General features: G+C 57.0%; 15 protein-coding genes. 4 read left to right on the top strand and 11 right to left on the bottom strand.

Features of this window, described 5'->3' with window-relative positions; all coding sequences use genetic code 11:
* Positions 1–7 precede the first annotated feature (7 nt).
* A complete protein-coding gene (locus EHV15_RS13200; RefSeq protein WP_246061929.1) occupies positions 8–634 on the bottom strand; it encodes an ABC transporter permease in 627 nt (208 codons plus the stop codon).
* The gene (locus EHV15_RS13195) at positions 628–1,245 is read right to left on the bottom strand and encodes an ABC transporter ATP-binding protein (protein ID WP_246061531.1); all 618 of its coding nucleotides are present in this window, start codon (positions 1,243–1,245) and stop codon (positions 628–630) included. The genes EHV15_RS13200 and EHV15_RS13195 overlap by 7 nt, the downstream gene beginning before the upstream one ends.
* 698 nt (positions 1,246–1,943) lie before the next feature.
* Between EHV15_RS13195 and EHV15_RS13190 the strand changes: the two genes are divergently transcribed.
* A complete protein-coding gene (locus tag EHV15_RS13190; protein WP_128631613.1) occupies positions 1,944–2,414 on the top strand; it encodes a MarR family winged helix-turn-helix transcriptional regulator in 471 nt (156 codons plus the stop codon).
* A gap of 63 nt (positions 2,415–2,477) precedes the next feature.
* Here EHV15_RS13190 and EHV15_RS36480 read toward each other — a convergent pair whose 3' ends face one another.
* The 3 genes from EHV15_RS36480 to EHV15_RS13180 form a co-directional block, all read right to left on the bottom strand.
* Entirely contained in the window at positions 2,478–2,651 is a 174-nt protein-coding gene (locus EHV15_RS36480; protein WP_178075843.1) for a hypothetical protein, read from the bottom strand.
* Positions 2,652–2,672: 21 nt separating this feature from the next.
* Complete coding sequence (locus EHV15_RS13185) at positions 2,673–3,017, bottom strand: hypothetical protein (protein WP_128631612.1); 345 nt, start codon at positions 3,015–3,017, stop codon at positions 2,673–2,675.
* A gap of 97 nt (positions 3,018–3,114) precedes the next feature.
* On the bottom strand, positions 3,115–4,680 hold the full coding sequence (locus tag EHV15_RS13180; RefSeq protein ID WP_128631611.1) for an MDR family MFS transporter: 1,566 nt from the start codon (positions 4,678–4,680) through the stop codon (positions 3,115–3,117).
* 308 nt (positions 4,681–4,988) lie between these two features.
* Between EHV15_RS13180 and EHV15_RS13175 the strand changes: the two genes are divergently transcribed.
* Positions 4,989–6,911, top strand: coding sequence for an Ig-like domain-containing protein (locus EHV15_RS13175; protein WP_128631610.1), 1,923 nt, complete (start codon positions 4,989–4,991; stop codon positions 6,909–6,911).
* A 1,102-nt stretch (positions 6,912–8,013) separates the two neighbouring features.
* On the opposite strand, the gene EHV15_RS36475 is transcribed toward EHV15_RS13175, so the two are convergent.
* From EHV15_RS36475 to EHV15_RS13155, 4 genes are all read right to left on the bottom strand, one after another.
* Complete coding sequence (locus tag EHV15_RS36475; RefSeq protein ID WP_178075842.1) at positions 8,014–9,711, bottom strand: ABC transporter ATP-binding protein; 1,698 nt, start codon at positions 9,709–9,711, stop codon at positions 8,014–8,016.
* A complete protein-coding gene (locus EHV15_RS13165; protein WP_128631609.1) occupies positions 9,708–10,310 on the bottom strand; it encodes an ECF transporter S component in 603 nt (200 codons plus the stop codon). Before EHV15_RS13165 ends, EHV15_RS36475 begins: the two co-directional genes overlap by 4 nt.
* Positions 10,311–10,406: 96 nt before the next feature.
* Positions 10,407–11,159, bottom strand: coding sequence for an energy-coupling factor transporter transmembrane component T family protein (locus EHV15_RS13160; RefSeq protein ID WP_246061526.1), 753 nt, complete (start codon positions 11,157–11,159; stop codon positions 10,407–10,409).
* 21 nt (positions 11,160–11,180) lie between these two features.
* Positions 11,181–11,747, bottom strand: coding sequence for a GNAT family N-acetyltransferase (locus tag EHV15_RS13155; protein ID WP_128631608.1), 567 nt, complete (start codon positions 11,745–11,747; stop codon positions 11,181–11,183).
* A gap of 227 nt (positions 11,748–11,974) precedes the next feature.
* Here EHV15_RS13155 and EHV15_RS13150 point away from each other — a divergent pair, with 227 nt between their 5' ends.
* Positions 11,975–12,937 carry an alpha/beta hydrolase gene (locus tag EHV15_RS13150; protein WP_128631607.1) on the top strand — a complete coding sequence of 321 codons (963 nt, stop codon included), beginning with the start codon at positions 11,975–11,977 and terminating at the stop codon, positions 12,935–12,937.
* Here EHV15_RS13150 and EHV15_RS13145 read toward each other — a convergent pair.
* Complete coding sequence (locus EHV15_RS13145) at positions 12,919–13,119, bottom strand: aspartyl-phosphate phosphatase Spo0E family protein (protein WP_128631606.1); 201 nt, start codon at positions 13,117–13,119, stop codon at positions 12,919–12,921. The genes EHV15_RS13150 and EHV15_RS13145 overlap by 19 nt on opposite strands.
* 208 nt (positions 13,120–13,327) lie before the next feature.
* Between EHV15_RS13145 and EHV15_RS13140 the strand changes: the two genes are divergently transcribed.
* Positions 13,328–13,834, top strand: coding sequence for a GAF domain-containing protein (locus EHV15_RS13140; RefSeq protein WP_128631605.1), 507 nt, complete (start codon positions 13,328–13,330; stop codon positions 13,832–13,834).
* A 498-nt stretch (positions 13,835–14,332) separates the two neighbouring features.
* Here EHV15_RS13140 and EHV15_RS13135 read toward each other — a convergent pair whose 3' ends face one another.
* Entirely contained in the window at positions 14,333–16,645 is a 2,313-nt protein-coding gene (locus tag EHV15_RS13135; RefSeq protein WP_128631604.1) for an endonuclease MutS2, read from the bottom strand.
* Positions 16,646–17,024 lie beyond the last annotated feature (379 nt).

Genomic DNA, 17,024 nt, shown 5'->3' with positions numbered 1-17,024 from the left:
GCAAGTTTTATGATCTGCGCAGAAGCAAGATCCCGATTCTTCCATAAAACCCGCCCAACACGATCGCCAGCAAAACTCCGCAGGGAATCGCCCCCAGGCCTCCCCAGAGCGGCGGATACAAGGCGATCCCCAGGCCAGCCGTAAAGCAAACCAGTCCGGGAAGCAGCAGCAAAGTCATCGCCGGAACGGCCGTGCGGTACTCCAGCATTTCCCCGGGATTCAGCATCTTCATGCCGTCCCTGGCGAAAAAAGCACGCAGATGCCCGCTTAACCAATACATCAACAATAAAATCAAAACGATATAAATGATGGCATTCACCGGATAAGGCGGAAACACGAGCGCGGCCAGGCCGGCCAGGATCAATTGCCCGTACAGCTTCAGCTCGCCGCCGCGAAAAAAAGCCTTAACGAGCGCTTCCGCGACCCGCGCCTCCGGACTGCGCGACGGCAGCAGCCGGCGCCAGCGCCGGAACAGCCAGGGCCTCGCCCCCGGCTTCGGCGCTTTCGGCTGGTCGATGGCGGAAGCCAGCAAAAGCGCGATCAGCTTCGTTTTTTGCCGCTCCTCCTCACGGACTTCGGCATCAAACCGCCCTTTAAGCCGGAACCTCCACCTTCCAAGCGCGGCCGCTAATATGACGGCGGCCAGTACGGCAAGCAGAAAGTTTGCCGCTCCGCCGTATCCAGGACGTGCGTGGACATCAACACGCCGGCCCCGCGCCGCCGCTCTTCCTCCAGCAAGTCGAGAAAATCCTTGGTCGCCCGCGGGTCAAGCCCGATAAAAGGCTCGTCGACAATATAAACGTCTGGGCGGCCGAGAAATCCGACCAGCAGCATCATTTTCTGGCGCTTGCCCTTGGAGAACCCGTCCGGGAGATGATCCTTCACCTTCGTCATGCGGAACTTCTCCAGCAGAAAGCCCGCCTCCCGTTCAAAGCTTTTTTCCTCCATGCCGTAAACGGCCGCGGCCAGCCCCAAATGCTCCCATAACGTTAAAGTTTCAAAATAGACGGGATGCTCCGGAATATAAGCGTAACGCTCAGAACCGCCGCGAAACCGCACCTCGGCGTCCGCGTAAGGCAGCAGGCCGAGAATGGCCTTTAAGGTCGTGCTTTTCCCCGCCCCGTTCGGGCCGATCAGCCCGGTTAGCCGCCCTAGCCTCACCTGGAACGAAACGTTCTCGATCGCGGCCTTCCCGGGTTCGTACCCGGCTTTGCGGATCGCCACGTCCAATAGCGCATCTGTCAAATCTTTCACCTGCCGTAGATTGTAATACTACGATTATACCTTAACCGGCAGGGGGGCACGAGGCCGCCTTCAAGCGCCCAGCGTCACCTCCCCTTGGTCGCGGTCGCGGTGCAGGATGGCCGGACAGAACAAAAGCAGCAGCAGGCCGATGAGCGCCACCAGTCCCCCCGACAAAATAAACGCCGGTTCCGGCCCGAAAGCCGTCTATGGCTTATCTGCCGACGGGGGCCATGGATCACTTTGTGTCGTCCCCATAAAATAGCGGAACTTTAGGGCCTTATTTTCCGAATTTGCGCCTATTCATCAGCATAGCGGAACTTTTGGGTCTTATTTTTCGATGAACAGGTCGAAAGGCGGCCTTTCGCTACTAAATCGTGAGAATAGCGCCATAAAATTCCTCTATTGCACGCAACATGGGGATATCGGCTGAAATAGCGCCCTTTTTTTCCTTTATGTAGTCACCCGAGATCTTCAATAGACTAATTTTGCCGTTTTCTCAAGTCTTCACTTGCCATCATGCTAACGTTATTTCCAGAATCGTCTACTAGGTGCAAACGGGTTGAAATGCTGTAACTTTTTTACATTAAAAAGCCGCAAATTGTGATAAATTATATTTTTTTAAATTTCCGATTGTTTTAAGATAGCAATAATTCACCTATGTAAAAATATTCACAAATATAAGATAAGGCGGGATGTATATGTTGAAAACCGAGGAAATCGGCACGGATTTGTCCATGCATTTGTACCGGGTTTTTGCCAAATCCTTCAAAAGCGTCAATGAACACGCCGTGACCGGAAGCAAAATCCAGGGCTTCAACCCGACGGCCTTTGCCGTGCTGGAGGTGTTGTACTATAAGGGTTCGCAGCCGATCCAGCAAATCGGCGCTAAGCTGCTGCTGCAAAGCGGCAACGTGACCTACGTGATCGACAAGCTGGAGACGGCGGGTCTGCTGCACCGCACCCCCTGCCCGCGCGACCGGCGCGTTATTTACGCGGAGCTTACCTCCAAAGGGCAAGCGCTGATGGATCAGCTGTATCCCGAGTTTGCCAACCGGATCGATTATGCCTTAAGCGGCCTGAACGATGAAGAGAAAAACACCATGATCGATCTGCTGAAAAAGATGGGACGCGAAGCGGAAAAGCTGGCCCCGCTGGCGCGTAAAGGTTAATCTGATGCAAAAAAGCCTGCGCTCTTGTGTGTGAACCAAGAGACGCAGGCTTTTTGATTACAGCTAATGTGAAGGATCCATATCCTTGTTTTTATGGTGGTTCAAAGCGTCCTGGTGTCTTCGATCGTTGACCGCTTGCTGCATTTGCTGGGCCTCATGACTGTTGACCGGATCACGCTCCAAATCGGAAACGACGTTGGTCAGGTTTTTGTCTACCCCTGCCTTGCCTTTGGCCATTCGCTTATCCTCGCTTTCTCGTCATGGGTTCGTGAGCTGCCCGAGAGCTTGGGCACATTCGTGGATATGACGGACGTAATCCCCCGTCAGCTCCTGGATTTGCGCGGTGTGTTCGGCAACCGTCCGCCCGGCGCGTTCGACATCGACCAGTTCCACCCGGACCTCGCGCGGGTCCATGTAGGAGCATGAAAAATCAAAGGAAAACATTTGATGGCCCGCCGCGTTGATATGAATCCGCAAACCTTGGGGATTCGCCATGTCGGCCTGCACCTTGGCCGAATCCCCGGGATTCAGATATTCCGGAAGCTGTTTTTTCCACGCGTCCACGAGCGTGTTCTGATCCACGTTCATTTGTTCCTTACTCATGGTAACACCTCCCCTTTCCCGTTAAGATGCGGAGGAGAGGCCATTTTTATACCGCCCTGGGGGCTTGAACGCCTGCAGGCCGGCCGTCCTTCCCCGGTTAAACTCCGGGAGCATCCGGCGACGCGCTTGCTCCATCCTCCAGTTCATCGTCCGGTCCCGGAGCCCGGTTGCGCAGCCCCAACACGAAAAGAACGCCGATCACGGCCAACACCGCCATCACCATAAACAGCGAGTGCAGGCTGGCTCCAAGCACATGTTTTAACTCGCTCCACAGATCACGCGGCAGCAGATGCACCTTCTCCGGCGACAGCAGCTGGTCGATATCGCTTTGGGAAACCTCGATGCCGGAAGCGGCTAGGTCTTTGGTTTTGGCGGCGATTTGCAGATTGATCAGCGTGCCGAAGACGGTGACGCCGATCGTTTGCCCGATCGATTTGACGAATGAATTCAGGGCGTTGGAAGCGCCGCGCAGGCTGTACCCCACCGACGATTGGGCAATGATCGTAAATACGGCGAACGAAAAGCCGAAGCCGATCCCGTACAAGGCGTTAAACAGCAGCAGCGGAATGAGCGGTGTTCCTTCCGTCATAAATGCAAGCCCGCCGGCGCCGACGGCGACCACCGCCATCCCGATCAAAGAGGTCAGGCGCGAACCGCGGGTAATAAGCATCCGGCTGCCCAGCACGGAGCCCAGCATCCAGCCGATCGACATCGGCGCCAGGATCAGGCCCGAGACGGTGGCGCTTTCCCCGCGCACCCCTTGAACCCACAGCGGCAAATAGGAGGTCAGCCCGATCAGCAAGGCGCTGGCCACGAGGCTGGCCAAGTTCGAGTAGGCGATGTCCCGCACCCGGAACAGCTTCAGCGGTACAAGCGGTTCGGAGGCTTTTTTCTCGACGATAAAAAAGAGGATCAGCGAACAGGCCGCCAGCGCCAGGATAAGGATCATCCACGGCGAACTCCAGGGAAACTGCTGGCCGCCGGTCGCCAGTCCGATCAATAAAGCGCCGACCCCGATCGTTAACGTTAGCCCGCCCGCAACATCGATTTTGACTTTTCTTTTCTCCACGCGCTCCCGTAAATATTTGATGATAAAAAATAACGACAGCAGACCAAACGGTATATTAAAATAGAACACCCACCGCCAGTTGAGCGAATCGACGAAATAACCGCCCAGCAGCGGCCCGACGAGCGAGGAAATCCCCCATACGGAGCTGATCCAGCCCTGGATTTTGGCGCGTTCTTCCATGGAAAAAATATCGCCGATAATCGTAAACGTCACCGGCAGCAATCCGCCCGCGCCGATCCCTTGCAGCGCCCGGAAGCCGATGAGCTGTTCCATGTTCTGGGCGATCCCGGACAATACCGAACCGGCCAAAAACAGCAGCGAGCTGATAACGAACACCGGCCTTCTTCCATAAAGATCGCTGATTTTCCCGAAAATCGGCGTCGCCACGGTCATCGTCAGCAAATAGGCGGTAAACACCCAGCTCAGCAAATGCGCCCCGCCCAGATCGCCGACAATTCTCGGCCCGGCCGGCCCGATCACCGTCCCTTCGATCGCCGCCAGAAATGTCGAAAGCAGCAGCCCCAGCAAAATATAATTGCGTTGTAACCCGGTTTTCAAAGGTAAAACTTCCTTTCCTCTCACACTACATGTCATTCATCCATAAATTCAAATTATAATGGAACACGCTGGAAAAGGAAAGGACGTTGGTCCGGAGCTATTTTCTCCGATCCGCCGCCTGGTTTAGCGTGGGCTTTACAGTCATAGGAACCCTAGGAAACCCGGACAGTGATTCCGTTGATCGCACAGTTGTTTAGTCCCGGCCTCATTACCCTTATATGTCCCGATGACCATTTTACAACATTCTGGAAATAAGCGTTTAGCGGGATTCCCTGTCCATCCGGCTTCCTTGATAATGAAATGGAGGAATATTCCTTGATAACCATTTTGAGAGGAGAGCGCTGATGTCACTATTTTTGAAAAGACTAACTGCAATATCCTTCAGCTGCCTGCTGGCCTGGACCGGTTGGTCGGGGAGCGGTACCGCCGCCCCGTCTGCGGAGCAGCCGGAGCCGGGGACGCCGAAAGTCGAGTGGAGCTTCGATTACGGACAAGCTTTTAGAACGGCGAAAGGAAAAGCGGTTACCTCCGCTGCGGACGGAGGATACGTTGCCGTCGGGGATGTATCCACCATTTCAAATTTTTTTGGTTACGTCATAAAAGTGGATGAACATGGCCGCACCCTATGGGAGAAAACCTTGGATGTTGACGGAGATCCCGATATAGAAGACGTTTCGGCCCAAGAGATCATCTCTGTACGAGATGGCGGTTATCTGGTGAGCGGGTCAACGATGGACCGGACGGAAAGACCGGCAACCACCCTTCCCTATTTGGCCAAGCTGGACGACCAGGGAAACGTCGAGTGGTCCCGCTACTACCACCTTTTGGACTACACTCATTTTCATGCTGGGTCCGCAACGGAGACTGCGGATGGCGGGTTCGTAGTTACGGGGTACAGCGCCAATTCCGGGTTTTTGGCTCCGGTTTACCTGCTGAAAGTGGATCGGGAAGGAAATGAGGTGTGGCATAAAACCTGGTGGATTGGTGACAACCAGTCTTTTAGTGAAGTATTGAGCACTTCGGACGGGGGGGTGCTGGCAGTCGGTGGAATCGACAGTACGGCAACTTCGGATTCCGACGCTTCCCTGGTCGTGAAAGTGGACGCGAACGGCGAAGTGGAATGGGAAAAACAGCAAGTGTTTCCCGGCAGCGGGCGCTCTGCTTGGTCCGCACAGATGACGCCGGACGGGAGCTTTATCATTTCCGGGATGATGTATCAAGACGGAAAGCGAGTCACGTTCGTATTCAAAATGGCTGGTAACGGAGAGATCCTATGGGAGAAAACCTACCCGCTTGCGGAGGGGGAACATTTCTTCCGTCAGCTAGTTTCGGCCCCGGATGGCTATGCGTTGCTGGGAAGTTACACCACCGGCGACTATCCGGATCAGCAGACGCAGTATCAAATTTTGCGGATCGACAACGACGGGGAAGTAACCGGACATCTTCGGTTTGCAAGCCCGGGATTGGATTCGGTCGGGAAAGGTATGTACACCGCGGATGGCGGTTTTCTCATGACGGGTGAAGTTAGAGAAAAGAACAGCCTTCCCTTGATGCAACTAATCAAGGTGGCAGGCGAAGGCCAGCAGCCTCCGGCGGATTTGCAGGAACTCCGGTTTGATGAACCGGCGCTGGAGCTTGGCGTCGGCGAACGCCGGCCTAGCGTCGTTCAAGCGGTCTATGCGGATGGAACCGCGGCGGTCATTACGAACCAGGCCGTGCTCACCTCGCTAAATCCGGAGATCGCCGCCGTTGACAGCGACGGGTTCATTACGGGCCTGGCCCCCGGGACGACGGAAATCGTCGCCGAATATGAAGGCTTCTCCGCAAAGCTGCCGGTGACGGTGACCGTGACAGTGACGGATCCCCCTTCCGAAACGCCCGGGCGGTTTTACCTGGACTCGGAGGATTATTCGCTGATGACCGGCAGTGAACTGGATACCCTAGCCTTCTTCACCGATAAGTCGGGCCAGGCCTCGATCGTGAACGGGGAAACCCGGTTTACGATCGCCGATCCCGAAATCGCTCAAGTGGATGAGCGCGGCTATCTCATCGGCCTCAAGCCAGGGCTGACTTCCGTGACGGCCGTTTACCGGGAGCATACCTTTACGGCAAACGTGCTGGTCGTGAAGCCGTATGTGCCGGTGCCGCCTGGACCGGTTTTGGATGAGCGGCCGTCGGCCCCTAAAGCGCTGGAAGTGCCGGAAGTGAACGAAGGGCCTGAGGTGCCGCCGGTGGTGGACACACCGGACTGGGACGGCCCAGCCTGAAGCGGATGCGGCGCTGGCGGGGTAGCCGGTGATCGAAACACCGGCGGGGACGGGCGAGCCTGAAGCTGACTCGGGACAGGTGGGGCCCAGCCGGTGACAGAAACACTGGCTGGGCCCGTCAAATCTAAAGCGGATGCGGGACTGGCGGGGCCGCCAGCCGGTGAGACGCCCGCTAAGACAGGCGAGTAGCCTGGAATGCCGGCCGAACCTGCTGTAGATGGGGCTCCGGCGGCGCCTTCTACCCCTGAAACGGCGGACGGCTTGAAATAAGCCGGCCAGCCTGAACAACAAGCCCGAACTTGGACAACAAGCCCGAACTTGGTTCGGGCTTGTTTCTTTTGCCGCAGCCTCACAGAAGTTGTAATTGCGCCGAGAAAACCTGCAACAACCAGGCTGCCTGACCCCGAGAACTCCAGCGAAAAAAATAAGGACAAAAAATGTCGTTATTCCAGCAGCTTCCGCCCATTTGCGAGAAGTAGCGGAAATTTATGTCGCTATTTTCCCCGGTCGTATGGAAATGCTCACGTTCTGGACTATCCATAGGAAAATAAGGCCCAAAAATGCCGCTAATGGCGATGAATACGTTAGGCTCCGGATAATAAGTACATAAAGTTCCGCTATTTTGATGACCAGCGGTTGGTCGTCAGGTTGAGCGTTAGGTTTGTTGTTAAGTAGCCGGCTATCAAACACCTCTCCCCACCTGTTCCCGAGATTTCTTAGGTTAAGCCAAAAAAGTGGTCCAAAACAAAAATCGGCGATTGACCGCAGGACAAGTGCAATAGTGTAAAAGAGTGCAAAAACCTAACGGTTGTGAGCGACGCTAATTGAGTAAAAACGTGCGAATACAAAATGTAACGGTTGCCATCGAGCTTATTATCCGTTTTATCGGCAGTAATGGGGTGGTTTCGCCTAAATAAGCGCGAATACAACCGTTAAAAAAGAAATATCTGCCTTTTCGGTCAAATAAGCTTGATTACAACCGTTAGCGTAGAAAATGTTCCGGATAGCTTGTTCATTCGAGATTAACCCGTTAGTCATGCGCCGATTTCCAGGTTAAGCGCAAAAAGTACGGTCTGTCATAAAAAGTACGGTTAAATTCTTATTACACATTTTCTGCGGTTGGCTCATTTCGTTCCGGATGACCCGTGGTTACCAACCTGCCTTCGCGCATCGACCACTGCCGGGCCGGGTTGCCGGCGAAAAGCTCGGGCTCATGGGTGATCACGATCAGCGAAGCGCCGCCGGCCAGAGCCTGGCGGCAAAGGGCGATCAGCATGCGCACACCGTTATAATCGATGCCGGCCGTCGGCTCGTCGAGGATGTATAGCTTTTTGGGGCTGATCATCGACGCCGCGATGCTGAGCAGGCGCTTTTCCCCTCCGCTCAGCAAATACGGCGAAACCCCGGGCTTGTCTTGAAGCCCGATCGTTTCGAGCAGCTTGAGCGCGCTTTGGCGCAGCTCCTCCGGCAGCGGCTCGCGTTTCCTTAGGCGCAGCTGGCAGCGCGGCCCGTACAGCAGCTCGTCCCATACGGTCGCGGCGACGAACTGCTGCTCCGGCTGCTGGAAGACGTAGCCGATGTCCGCCGCCAACTTGTACAGGGACAGCCGTGCCGCATCCTTGCCCCGCCAAAAGACCGCGCCTTTAGGCGGACAGAGCAGCCCCATAAGCAGCCGGGACAAGGTCGTTTTGCCGGAGCCGTTCTCGCCGCACAGCAGCCGCCATTCGCCCGAGTCCAGCTTCAGGTCGACGCCGGAGAGCACTGGCGCGCTTTTGGGGGCATAGGCGAAGGTAAGGCCCCGCACCTCGAGCAGCGGGGCGGCGGTGGGCGGCGGCTCGCTGCTCGGCGCGCCGTTAGCGAGTGGGGGCTGCGGCAGGCCAGCCTCTTCAGGAGCCGCCGGCAGAGGCACGCCCGCCGCTGCAGTGCCGGCGGCGGGCACTGCAGCAGAAGCAATGGGAGCGGCGTCCGTGAGCATTGGCGCGCTCGCCGCGGCGGTGCCTCGGGCCCGCGCTGGCGGTACCGCGATCGCCGCGCCGCCCGGGGCTGCTGCTGCGCCTGGCGGCAGCAGCCCCAGCCGCTCCATCCGCGCGCGCTCGCCGCGGATGAGCTCGTCCGCCGGACCGTCCATAACGACGGTACCGGCGTCCAACACGACGAGCCGCGGCGCCGCAGCCGCGAGCTCGTCGATCCGGCCGGACAGCGTCACGACGGTCCGGCCTTCGCGGTGCAGGCGGCGCAGCAGCGCCAGCAGCCGCGTCCTCGCGGCGGCGTCCAGGCTGGCCGCCGGCTCGTCAAACACGAGCAGCGGCGGCTCCAGCGCCAGCGCCGCAGCGATCGCCGTGCGCTGGCGCTGGCCGCCGGACAACGCGTGTACACGCGCCATCCGCTGCGGCGTCAGCTGCACCGCCTCCAGCACATCCGCGACCCGCCGCTCGATGCCGGCGGCGGGTACGCGCAGGTTTTCCGGGCCGAAGGCGACCTCGTCTTCGACCCGGCCCTGTACGAGCTGCGCGTCGGGGTCCTGAAACACGACCCCGATGCGCTGGGCCACGGCGGCGATTTCCGCCTCCGCGGGGTCCACGCCGAAGACGAGCAGCCGGCCCGTCCGCACGCCTTCCCCGGAGCGCGGGAGATACCCGCTCAACAGCTGGGCCAGGACCGATTTGCCGCTGCCGCTCGCTCCCGCTACGGCAATCCATTCCCCGGCGGCCGCGCGGAGCGTTACGCCGCGCAGCACCGGCTCCGCCCCCGCCTCAAAGCTGTAGCCGACTCGCTCCAAATCAAAGGCCGGAGCCGTCATGTCAGGCTTTTCGCTCCCCGGCTGACCGCAAACCGGCGCAGCAGACCGCTGCGCGCCAACCCGTCGCCGATCAGTTTCGTCAGCAGCCCGCAGAAAACAACTCCGCTCAAAGTGCGGACCACGAGCGCGATCAACAGCACCCCGGTCCCCCATTTCGTATAGCCGAACATCTGCGCGGCAAAGAAAAACCAAACCGGTACCATCGCGCCCCCGGTCACCAGCATGACCGGCCAGCCCCAATTTTTATAACGCGTCAGCGCAAAAATCCCCTCGGCGATCACAAGATAACAAGCCGCGGCGGCAAAACAGGAAACGATGCCGTAGGCGGAACCCATAAACGACTGCACCACCGCCCCGATCCCGTATGTAATCAGCCCTGTTCCCGGCTTGCGGATAATGTAATAAGCCAGCAATCCATAAACCATGTACAAACCGGTAATCGTCGAAGTGGCGATAGGTCCCCCCAACGCGTTCAATGCTTGGTTCACCGGAGACAAAAATACGGTCATCACCGCGTTGGCCGCCGCCAGCATAGCCATCAGGACGATATCCAGCGTCGTAAATTTGGCAAAAGCGTTTTTTTTCGTCGATTCGTTCATATCTGCTTTGTCATCCTCTCCCAGATCAATTGTTAACCATAAATTAAAATTTAGGTTAACAATTGCGGCGCGTCAAGTCCTTTTTTCGGACCTAACCTAAATAAACCATAATCCGGCGCTAAAAATCACACTGAACGCCATCAGCCACACTCCGCCCCGGGACAAAGCCGCCTCCCGCAAAAACGTCCGCTCCGGATAAGCTCCGAAGCCCTTGGCGTCCATCGCCCCGGCGGTCTGCTCAATCCGGCGGATCGCCCCGGCGAACACCGCCAGCAAACGTCCCCGAACCTGCGCCAAACGCTCCGCCAATCCTCCAGGCGCTCTGGCAGACCGGATTTTGCGCGCATCGGCGGCAACCCGCCCCTCCTCGGCCAGCAGCGGCAAAAACGTCAAGGCCACCGACACGCCAAACACAAAGCGGTAAGGCAGCTTGAGCCGGGTCGTCATCATGACGACGAACTGTTTGGGGTCCGTCGTTTCAATGTAGATCAGCGAGGATATAAACAGGCAGAACATCCGCAGGCATACCGCCGCTGCCGCGGAGAGCGAGTGTACCGGAATTGACAGGAAGCCGGCGGAAATCGCCTCCCCGGAGGAAGGCGCTGCCAAGGCGGTGATGGCAAATAACGGCACGCCAAAGCCGGCGATATATCCCATTCGTCTGCCGAGCTTGCCCCAGGGCATTCCGGCCCCGTACCTGGCGGTCCCGACCAAAAAAAGCAGCATGGCGGTCAACGGCGCCGCCTTATCCCAATGCATACTCAGTGCCGCAACGCACAGCAGCGCGACCAGTTTGCTCAGCGGATCCAGCGCCTGAAGCGGGACGCGCGCCGAATACAGCTTTTTCACCGTTATCACATCTCCCCGTTGTTAAACGCTTATTACATACTCTTTTTTGAGCAACGAGTACATCAACAGGTTGACAAATCCCTTTTCCGTCTGCTGATATTCCCGGAGCAGCCCTTCCTCCTTAAACCCAAAAGCCTGCAGCAGCTTAAGCGATCCGGCGTTTTCCGGCTCCACCAGCGCTTCGATCCGGTTGAGCCCCATCGTGTCGTAACCATAGGCCAGCAGCATTTTCAGCGCCTCCGACATATATCCGCGCCCCCAGTATTCCCGCCCGAGATCATAACCGATCTCGCCGCGGTAAGCCCCGGACAGCTCCCAAACATTATACCCGCAGCTGCCGATCAGCTTCCCTTCTTCCTTTAGCTCGATGCCAAAACGCATCGCATCCTCGCTTTCGGACAAACCGTTCAGCAGATTGATCATGTCCCAGGCTTCTTCCACCGAAGCAAACGGAGGTACGTTCATATACCGGGTAACTTCCGGATCGCTCCAATAACGAAACATCACCTCGGCGTCGCCGCGCTCCATTCTCCTTAACCTCAGTCTTTCGCTTTCCAGGACAGGGATGTTCCCGCCGCATTTGAACATGTGCCGTTCTCCTCTCTTTACTTTAAACACAAAACCGGCGGATTCGGCAAACGCCAACCCACACCCCGGCATGATTATAGCTAATCATATCGAAGAGTCCCCGTCAAAGGTAAGCGGCAATTTTCGCAGGCTATGATTTTCTTGCCGTCATTTCGGTGATACTATGATCTACAGATAGAGCTTTACGGATAGGTTTCGGCTCATTAAAAAAAGGAGGGAAAACCCGGATGATCCTCTCATTCGGCATCACCGTTCTGCTGCTGGCCACGCTGATCTCCGGCGGCTTGCCGCGTTACGCTCTTCGTCAGATCACCCAAATGCGGCTGCAGACGAAAGAGCGCATCTATGAATATTTGGAGCGTACGGGCGTCTATTCCAAGGACCGGTTTGACCGTCTGGACAAACGCAAGATACAGGTTACGTCACAGGACGGCCTGTTGCTCAGCGGGTATGTGCTGGAATTTTTTCCGGATAGCCACCGCTGGATGATCATCGTTCACGGTTATACGGTCTCACTGCACGTTTCGACGCAATATATCGACATGTTTCGCGACGCGGGCTTTAACATTTTGCTGATCGACCAGCGGCGCCACGGCGGCAGTCAGGGCAAATATACGACTTACGGGTACTATGAAAAATATGACGTGCAAACTTGGGTAAATTGGATTTTGGAACATTACGGGGAACAAACCGAAATCGGTCTGCATGGCCAATCCCTTGGCGGAGGAACGGTATTGGAATATCTAAGCATCGCGCATCCGAACGTGAAGTTCGTCATTGCCGATTGCCCTTACTCCGATTTGACGGAGCTGATGCGGCATCAATTCACGAAGCTGAACAAGCTGCCTGCTTATCCTCTGCTGCCTTTGGTGAACAGGCTTTTGCAGCGTAAAGCGGGCTTCCGGCTCGACCAGGTCAGTCCGATCAAAGCGGTGGAAAAAAGCCGCCTGCCCGTTTTATTCATCCACGGAACGAAAGACAACTACGTTCCTACCTACATGAGCAAAGAGATGTACCGGAGTAAACCGGAACCGAAAAGATTGCTGCTGATCGAAGGCGCCGTTCATGCCAACGCCTACGGCGTTGATCCGAAACGCTACAGAACGGAAGTGCATTCCTTCATTCATGAGGTGCTTGGCGCGGAAAAGGCAACGGAAACAGTTACGGCGGCTTATTTGCCGAGCATCTGATTTTGAGCCATGACGATGTAATGATCCAGACGCTGGCTTAATTCCAGTATAGCGCCGCTGCTGAAGTTGTCCTCCACCGCGGCGTTCATCAGTTCGGAGCGCAGATGTTCGATCGTCGCTTTAAGTTCATTGCTTACTTTTTTATGTTTTCGACGGGTTTCCTTGTACACTGGTGTCGCCATAAAATCACCTTTTCTACGATCTTTCCCCTATTTTACCTCATGATGCCAAAAAACATATTTTGCAAATTTGATAAAAAATAGCACACCGTGTCGGAGTTTGTAAAATGAACGAACCTACCCTTCAGGCGCGAGCTGGCTTATAATAGCTTTATCGCGTATCGCGCTTACGGACCTGATCCGGAAGCGAAGTCAAGGAGGGAATACCCGTATGTTTCACGCAAGCGAATACTCGGGCACCCGGGAAGAGCGGCAAAACACCGTATTGTCGCAGCTTCGGGGCTTGATTTATGAAGAGAGCAGCAACGTGGCGAATTTGGCCAACGCCGCCGCGTTGCTGAATTTTTATTTGGACGATATCAACTGGGTCGGGTTTTATCTGTATGACGGCCAGGAGCTGGTGCTTGGCCCGTTCCAGGGGCTGCCGGCCTGCATCCGTATTCCGCTGGGCAAAGGAGTTTGCGGTACCAGCGCCGAGCGCCGGGAAACGCTGCGGATCGGCGACGTGCACGAATTTCCCGGGCATATCGCCTGCGACGCGGCTTCCAACAGCGAAATCGTCGTTCCGATCGTAAAGGCTGGGCAGCTGTTTGGCGTGCTCGACATCGACAGCCCGAACAAGCAGCGGTTCGACGAGGCGGACCAGGCTTTCCTCGAGCAGTTCGTGGCCACGCTGGCCGAGCAGCTCACCGTTCCGGCTGGGGTTAACCGGGGTTAACTGGGGTTAAACCGAAATCATCCGGCAATGCAGTCTGGCGCATCGTTCTGATTGGAAATATCCAATAGAACTGGAAATTCAGTGGTAAATACAGCAGCTAGATTGGATATTTCCAATAGATCGGGCTTGGCAGGACGCAAAACGGACGGTTTGCGCGATTTCTATTGGATTTTTTCCAATGGGAGCTTCAAATCGCATTCGATTCCCCTTAATTTATTGGATTTTTTCCAATCAGAGGTGGAGCGGCGATCAGGTTAGGGGAATTCCGGCAGGGAGTTCCGGTGTATGGTTATGCGATCATTCTGGTGGTTAGCAAGCTGCGAGCTCCTATATAGCCGCATGACGCGCAGGACCCCGCCGTCCAATCGGTGATAAACTAGTTTTACTGCACCCCATCCGGATCTGCACCCTTCCCCTGTTAGAGAAATAAAGTGACTCCCCCGCAGAAACAGAAGAAGCATCCTCACCGCCATACGGCGGATTGGGATGCTTCTTTTGTTATTCAGAATAGTTTTCGCCCGGTTTTCGGACGATCTCCAAACCTTCCACGTGCCGTTTGCCCATCAGCTTCCGCTTTTTGCGGTTTTCCTTGCTGTCGAACACGATATCGAAATCGTAATCGTCGGGATACAGCTCTTCTTTTTTGATGTAGGGCTTAAGCCGCTTGTGGTTGACCTTGATTCGCTGCTTCTGCACAAGCACTTCGACGATGCCCCGGAGGTCCTGCGGCGCGCTGACGATGCCGATCTTCCCGATCGAAGTGACGATCACCGAATCGCCCACCTCGAAAACAGGAGATTTCTTTTGCGGTGGCTGCTCCGCGGCGGATGAGGCTGCAGCTGGTTGATCCCGCTGCCCGGCCGTGTCCGTCCCCGGTTTGCCCGGTCCGGGCACGGAGGCGGCATGCCCGGCTAAGGCTTGCCCGCCTGCGGCAGGTCCGGGTTCCGCGCCGGCCTGAGCCCCAGGTGCCGCAACCTCCGGCTCCCGAGCCTGCAAAGACTGCCCCGGCACGGGACGGGGACTTACCGGTTCCTGCGTCGGGCCCAACGCAAGTCCCTGTGCCGGCTCCGGTGTCGGTATCGGCACGGGACGGACCGGCCTCTGCGCCAAGTCCAGCGCAAGTTCCTGCGCCGGCTCCGGCGTCGGCATCGACCACGGCGCTGGGCCTTGCTCCGCCCCACGCGCCAGCTCCTGCCCCGGCAACTGCGCCAGCCTCCGCCCCGGTGACGGCACAGGGTCCGGCAAAATGTCGTCCCACAGCGCCGAGCCTCTCGTCCCCTCCGCCAACTGGCGGCTGACGATATGCTGCGACCGCTCCACGATGCCCGGGGAGATTCCGAGCCGGCTCGCGATCTCGAGCGCGTAGCTGCGGCCGGCCTGGCCGATCGTCAGCCGGTACAGCGGGCGCAGCGTCTCCGCGTCGAATTCCATGCGCGCGTTCTGGAAGCCTTGCGCGCGGGAGGCAAACGTCTTCAACTCATTAAAGTGCGTCGTCACCAACACCGTTGCTCCTTTGCGAGCGAACTCCTCCAGGATGGCGATCGACAGGGCGATGCCTTCGCCGGGATCGGTCCCCGCCGCTAGCTCGTCGATGAGCAGCAGCGTGGACGGACCGGCCTCGCGCAGCATCGTAACAAGCGCGCTGATTTGCGCGGAAAATGTGCTGAGCGACTGCTCCAGGTTTTGCCCGTCGCCGATTACGGCCATAATGCCGCGGTACACCGCGAACCGGCTGCCGGGCGCCACCGGCACGAGCAGCCCGGACTGGACCATCAGGGCCAGCAGTCCGAACGTCTTAAGCACGACGGTTTTACCGCCCGTATTCGGGCCGGTGATGATCAGCGTCCGGTACTCCCGGCCGATCTCCATGTCCAGCGGAACCATCGTCTGCAGCAGCTTCGGATGTTTGGCCCCGCGAATGACGGTGTGCCCGTCCTCGCCGATCTCAACCGCCACGCCGCCGATCGCCGCCGCATATTTCGCTTTGGCGAAGATGAAGTCGTACGTCCCCGTAATTTCAATATTCCGGAATATCGCCTCGGCTTCCCGCTCGACCAGCTCCGCCAGGTAGCCGAGCACCTTGGCTTCCTCCCGCGCCTCTTCTCCCTGCAGCAGCTCCAGCTCGCTTTGCAGCGCCGACACCTCCTGCGGCTCGATAAACACCGTTTGCCCGCTGGTCGACTGATCCAGCATCCGGCCGTTCACTTGCTTGTAATAATCCTTCCTGACGGGGATGACGTACCTGCCGCCGCGCACGCTGACGATGTTTTCCTGCAAAATCGCAGCATGGCGGGCCATCACGGACTGAAGCTTTTTCTGAATCCGCTCTTTCACGACTGCGATCCTTTTACGGACTTTCTCCAGTTCCCGGCTTGCTTCATTCGTGATGACCCCGTGCCGGATGCAGCGCAAAATTTCCTGCTGCAGGAGAGGCAAATCCCGCAGGTCTTGGGCGTAAACGCCGATTCTCCAAGCCAGCTCGCCTTTGGAGGCCATATACTTCTTCAGTTGGCCGCAGCTGTGGAGAAAGGTTTGCACCGCCGTCAGGTCATGCTCGGTGAACAGGTACCCGGTGCCCAGCAGCGAAGCCACCAGCTCGATTCCCTCCAGCGATGGGAGCGGAACACTGGCCCCTTTTCCATATAGGGCAAGCGCCTCCGCCGTTTCCGCGATCGCCCGTTCGATCGGCCGTTTCTCCTCCAGCGGCGCCAGCTCCGCGATCCGGTTTCGCCCTTCATACGATACGGCGTAACTCATCAGCTCCTGTTTGATGCTCTCGTATTCCAGCATGTGAAGCGAAAATTTTTCCATGTCCAAAACCTCCTCATAATCGGTTCATCCTTCCATCCGGACGCACAAAAAAAGGCAAAGGACAGCACGAATGCCATCCTTTGCCTATACCTCTCCCGCTATATGCCTGTTCCCCCGAAAAATGCAAAAAAACCGCGCTGAATACAGCACGGCTTACATTCCAAAGCAACAGACAGCGCTAAAGGCACTGCATGATGTTCCGCGTGTGTTCTTAACTAAATTCAACAGACCGAAACAAGAGTACGCTCAAACAGACGTACGCGCCCAACATCAAACAGCCGCGAAGTCGCCCTGAATGCGTCCCTAAAAACCCGCTATCGGTCCATATGAAATTTGATTAGTTAAGAACATTCACCGACATCAAAATCTCTCCTGTCCA

Origin of the sequence: Paenibacillus oralis (assembly GCF_003863965.1) — a bacterium.
Taxonomy (GTDB): Bacteria; Bacillota; Bacilli; order Paenibacillales; family Paenibacillaceae; genus Fontibacillus; species Fontibacillus oralis.
Note: the sequence above shows the minus strand (reverse complement) of the source record. Positions and strands in the feature narration are given on the sequence as shown.

What these genes read in the sequence shown, in the direction of transcription:
- EHV15_RS13175 (WP_128631610.1), top strand. Translation starts at nt 4,989, where the DNA reads ATGTCACTATTTTTGAAAAGACTAACTGCAATATCCTTCAGCTGCCTG.
- EHV15_RS13150 (WP_128631607.1), top strand. Translation starts at nt 11,975, where the DNA reads ATGATCCTCTCATTCGGCATCACCGTTCTGCTGCTGGCCACGCTGATC.
- EHV15_RS13180 (WP_128631611.1), bottom strand. Translation starts at nt 4,680, where the DNA reads ATGACATGTAGTGTGAGAGGAAAGGAAGTTTTACCTTTGAAAACCGGG.
- EHV15_RS36475 (WP_178075842.1), bottom strand. Translation starts at nt 9,711, where the DNA reads ATGACGGCTCCGGCCTTTGATTTGGAGCGAGTCGGCTACAGCTTTGAG.
- EHV15_RS13145 (WP_128631606.1), bottom strand. Translation starts at nt 13,119, where the DNA reads ATGGCGACACCAGTGTACAAGGAAACCCGTCGAAAACATAAAAAAGTA.
- EHV15_RS36480 (WP_178075843.1), bottom strand. Translation starts at nt 2,651, where the DNA reads ATGGCCAAAGGCAAGGCAGGGGTAGACAAAAACCTGACCAACGTCGTT.
- EHV15_RS13140 (WP_128631605.1), top strand. Translation starts at nt 13,328, where the DNA reads ATGTTTCACGCAAGCGAATACTCGGGCACCCGGGAAGAGCGGCAAAAC.
- EHV15_RS13165 (WP_128631609.1), bottom strand. Translation starts at nt 10,310, where the DNA reads ATGAACGAATCGACGAAAAAAAACGCTTTTGCCAAATTTACGACGCTG.
- EHV15_RS13185 (WP_128631612.1), bottom strand. Translation starts at nt 3,017, where the DNA reads ATGAGTAAGGAACAAATGAACGTGGATCAGAACACGCTCGTGGACGCG.
- EHV15_RS13155 (WP_128631608.1), bottom strand. Translation starts at nt 11,747, where the DNA reads ATGTTCAAATGCGGCGGGAACATCCCTGTCCTGGAAAGCGAAAGACTG.
- EHV15_RS13135 (WP_128631604.1), bottom strand. Translation starts at nt 16,645, where the DNA reads ATGGAAAAATTTTCGCTTCACATGCTGGAATACGAGAGCATCAAACAG.
- EHV15_RS13190 (WP_128631613.1), top strand. Translation starts at nt 1,944, where the DNA reads ATGTTGAAAACCGAGGAAATCGGCACGGATTTGTCCATGCATTTGTAC.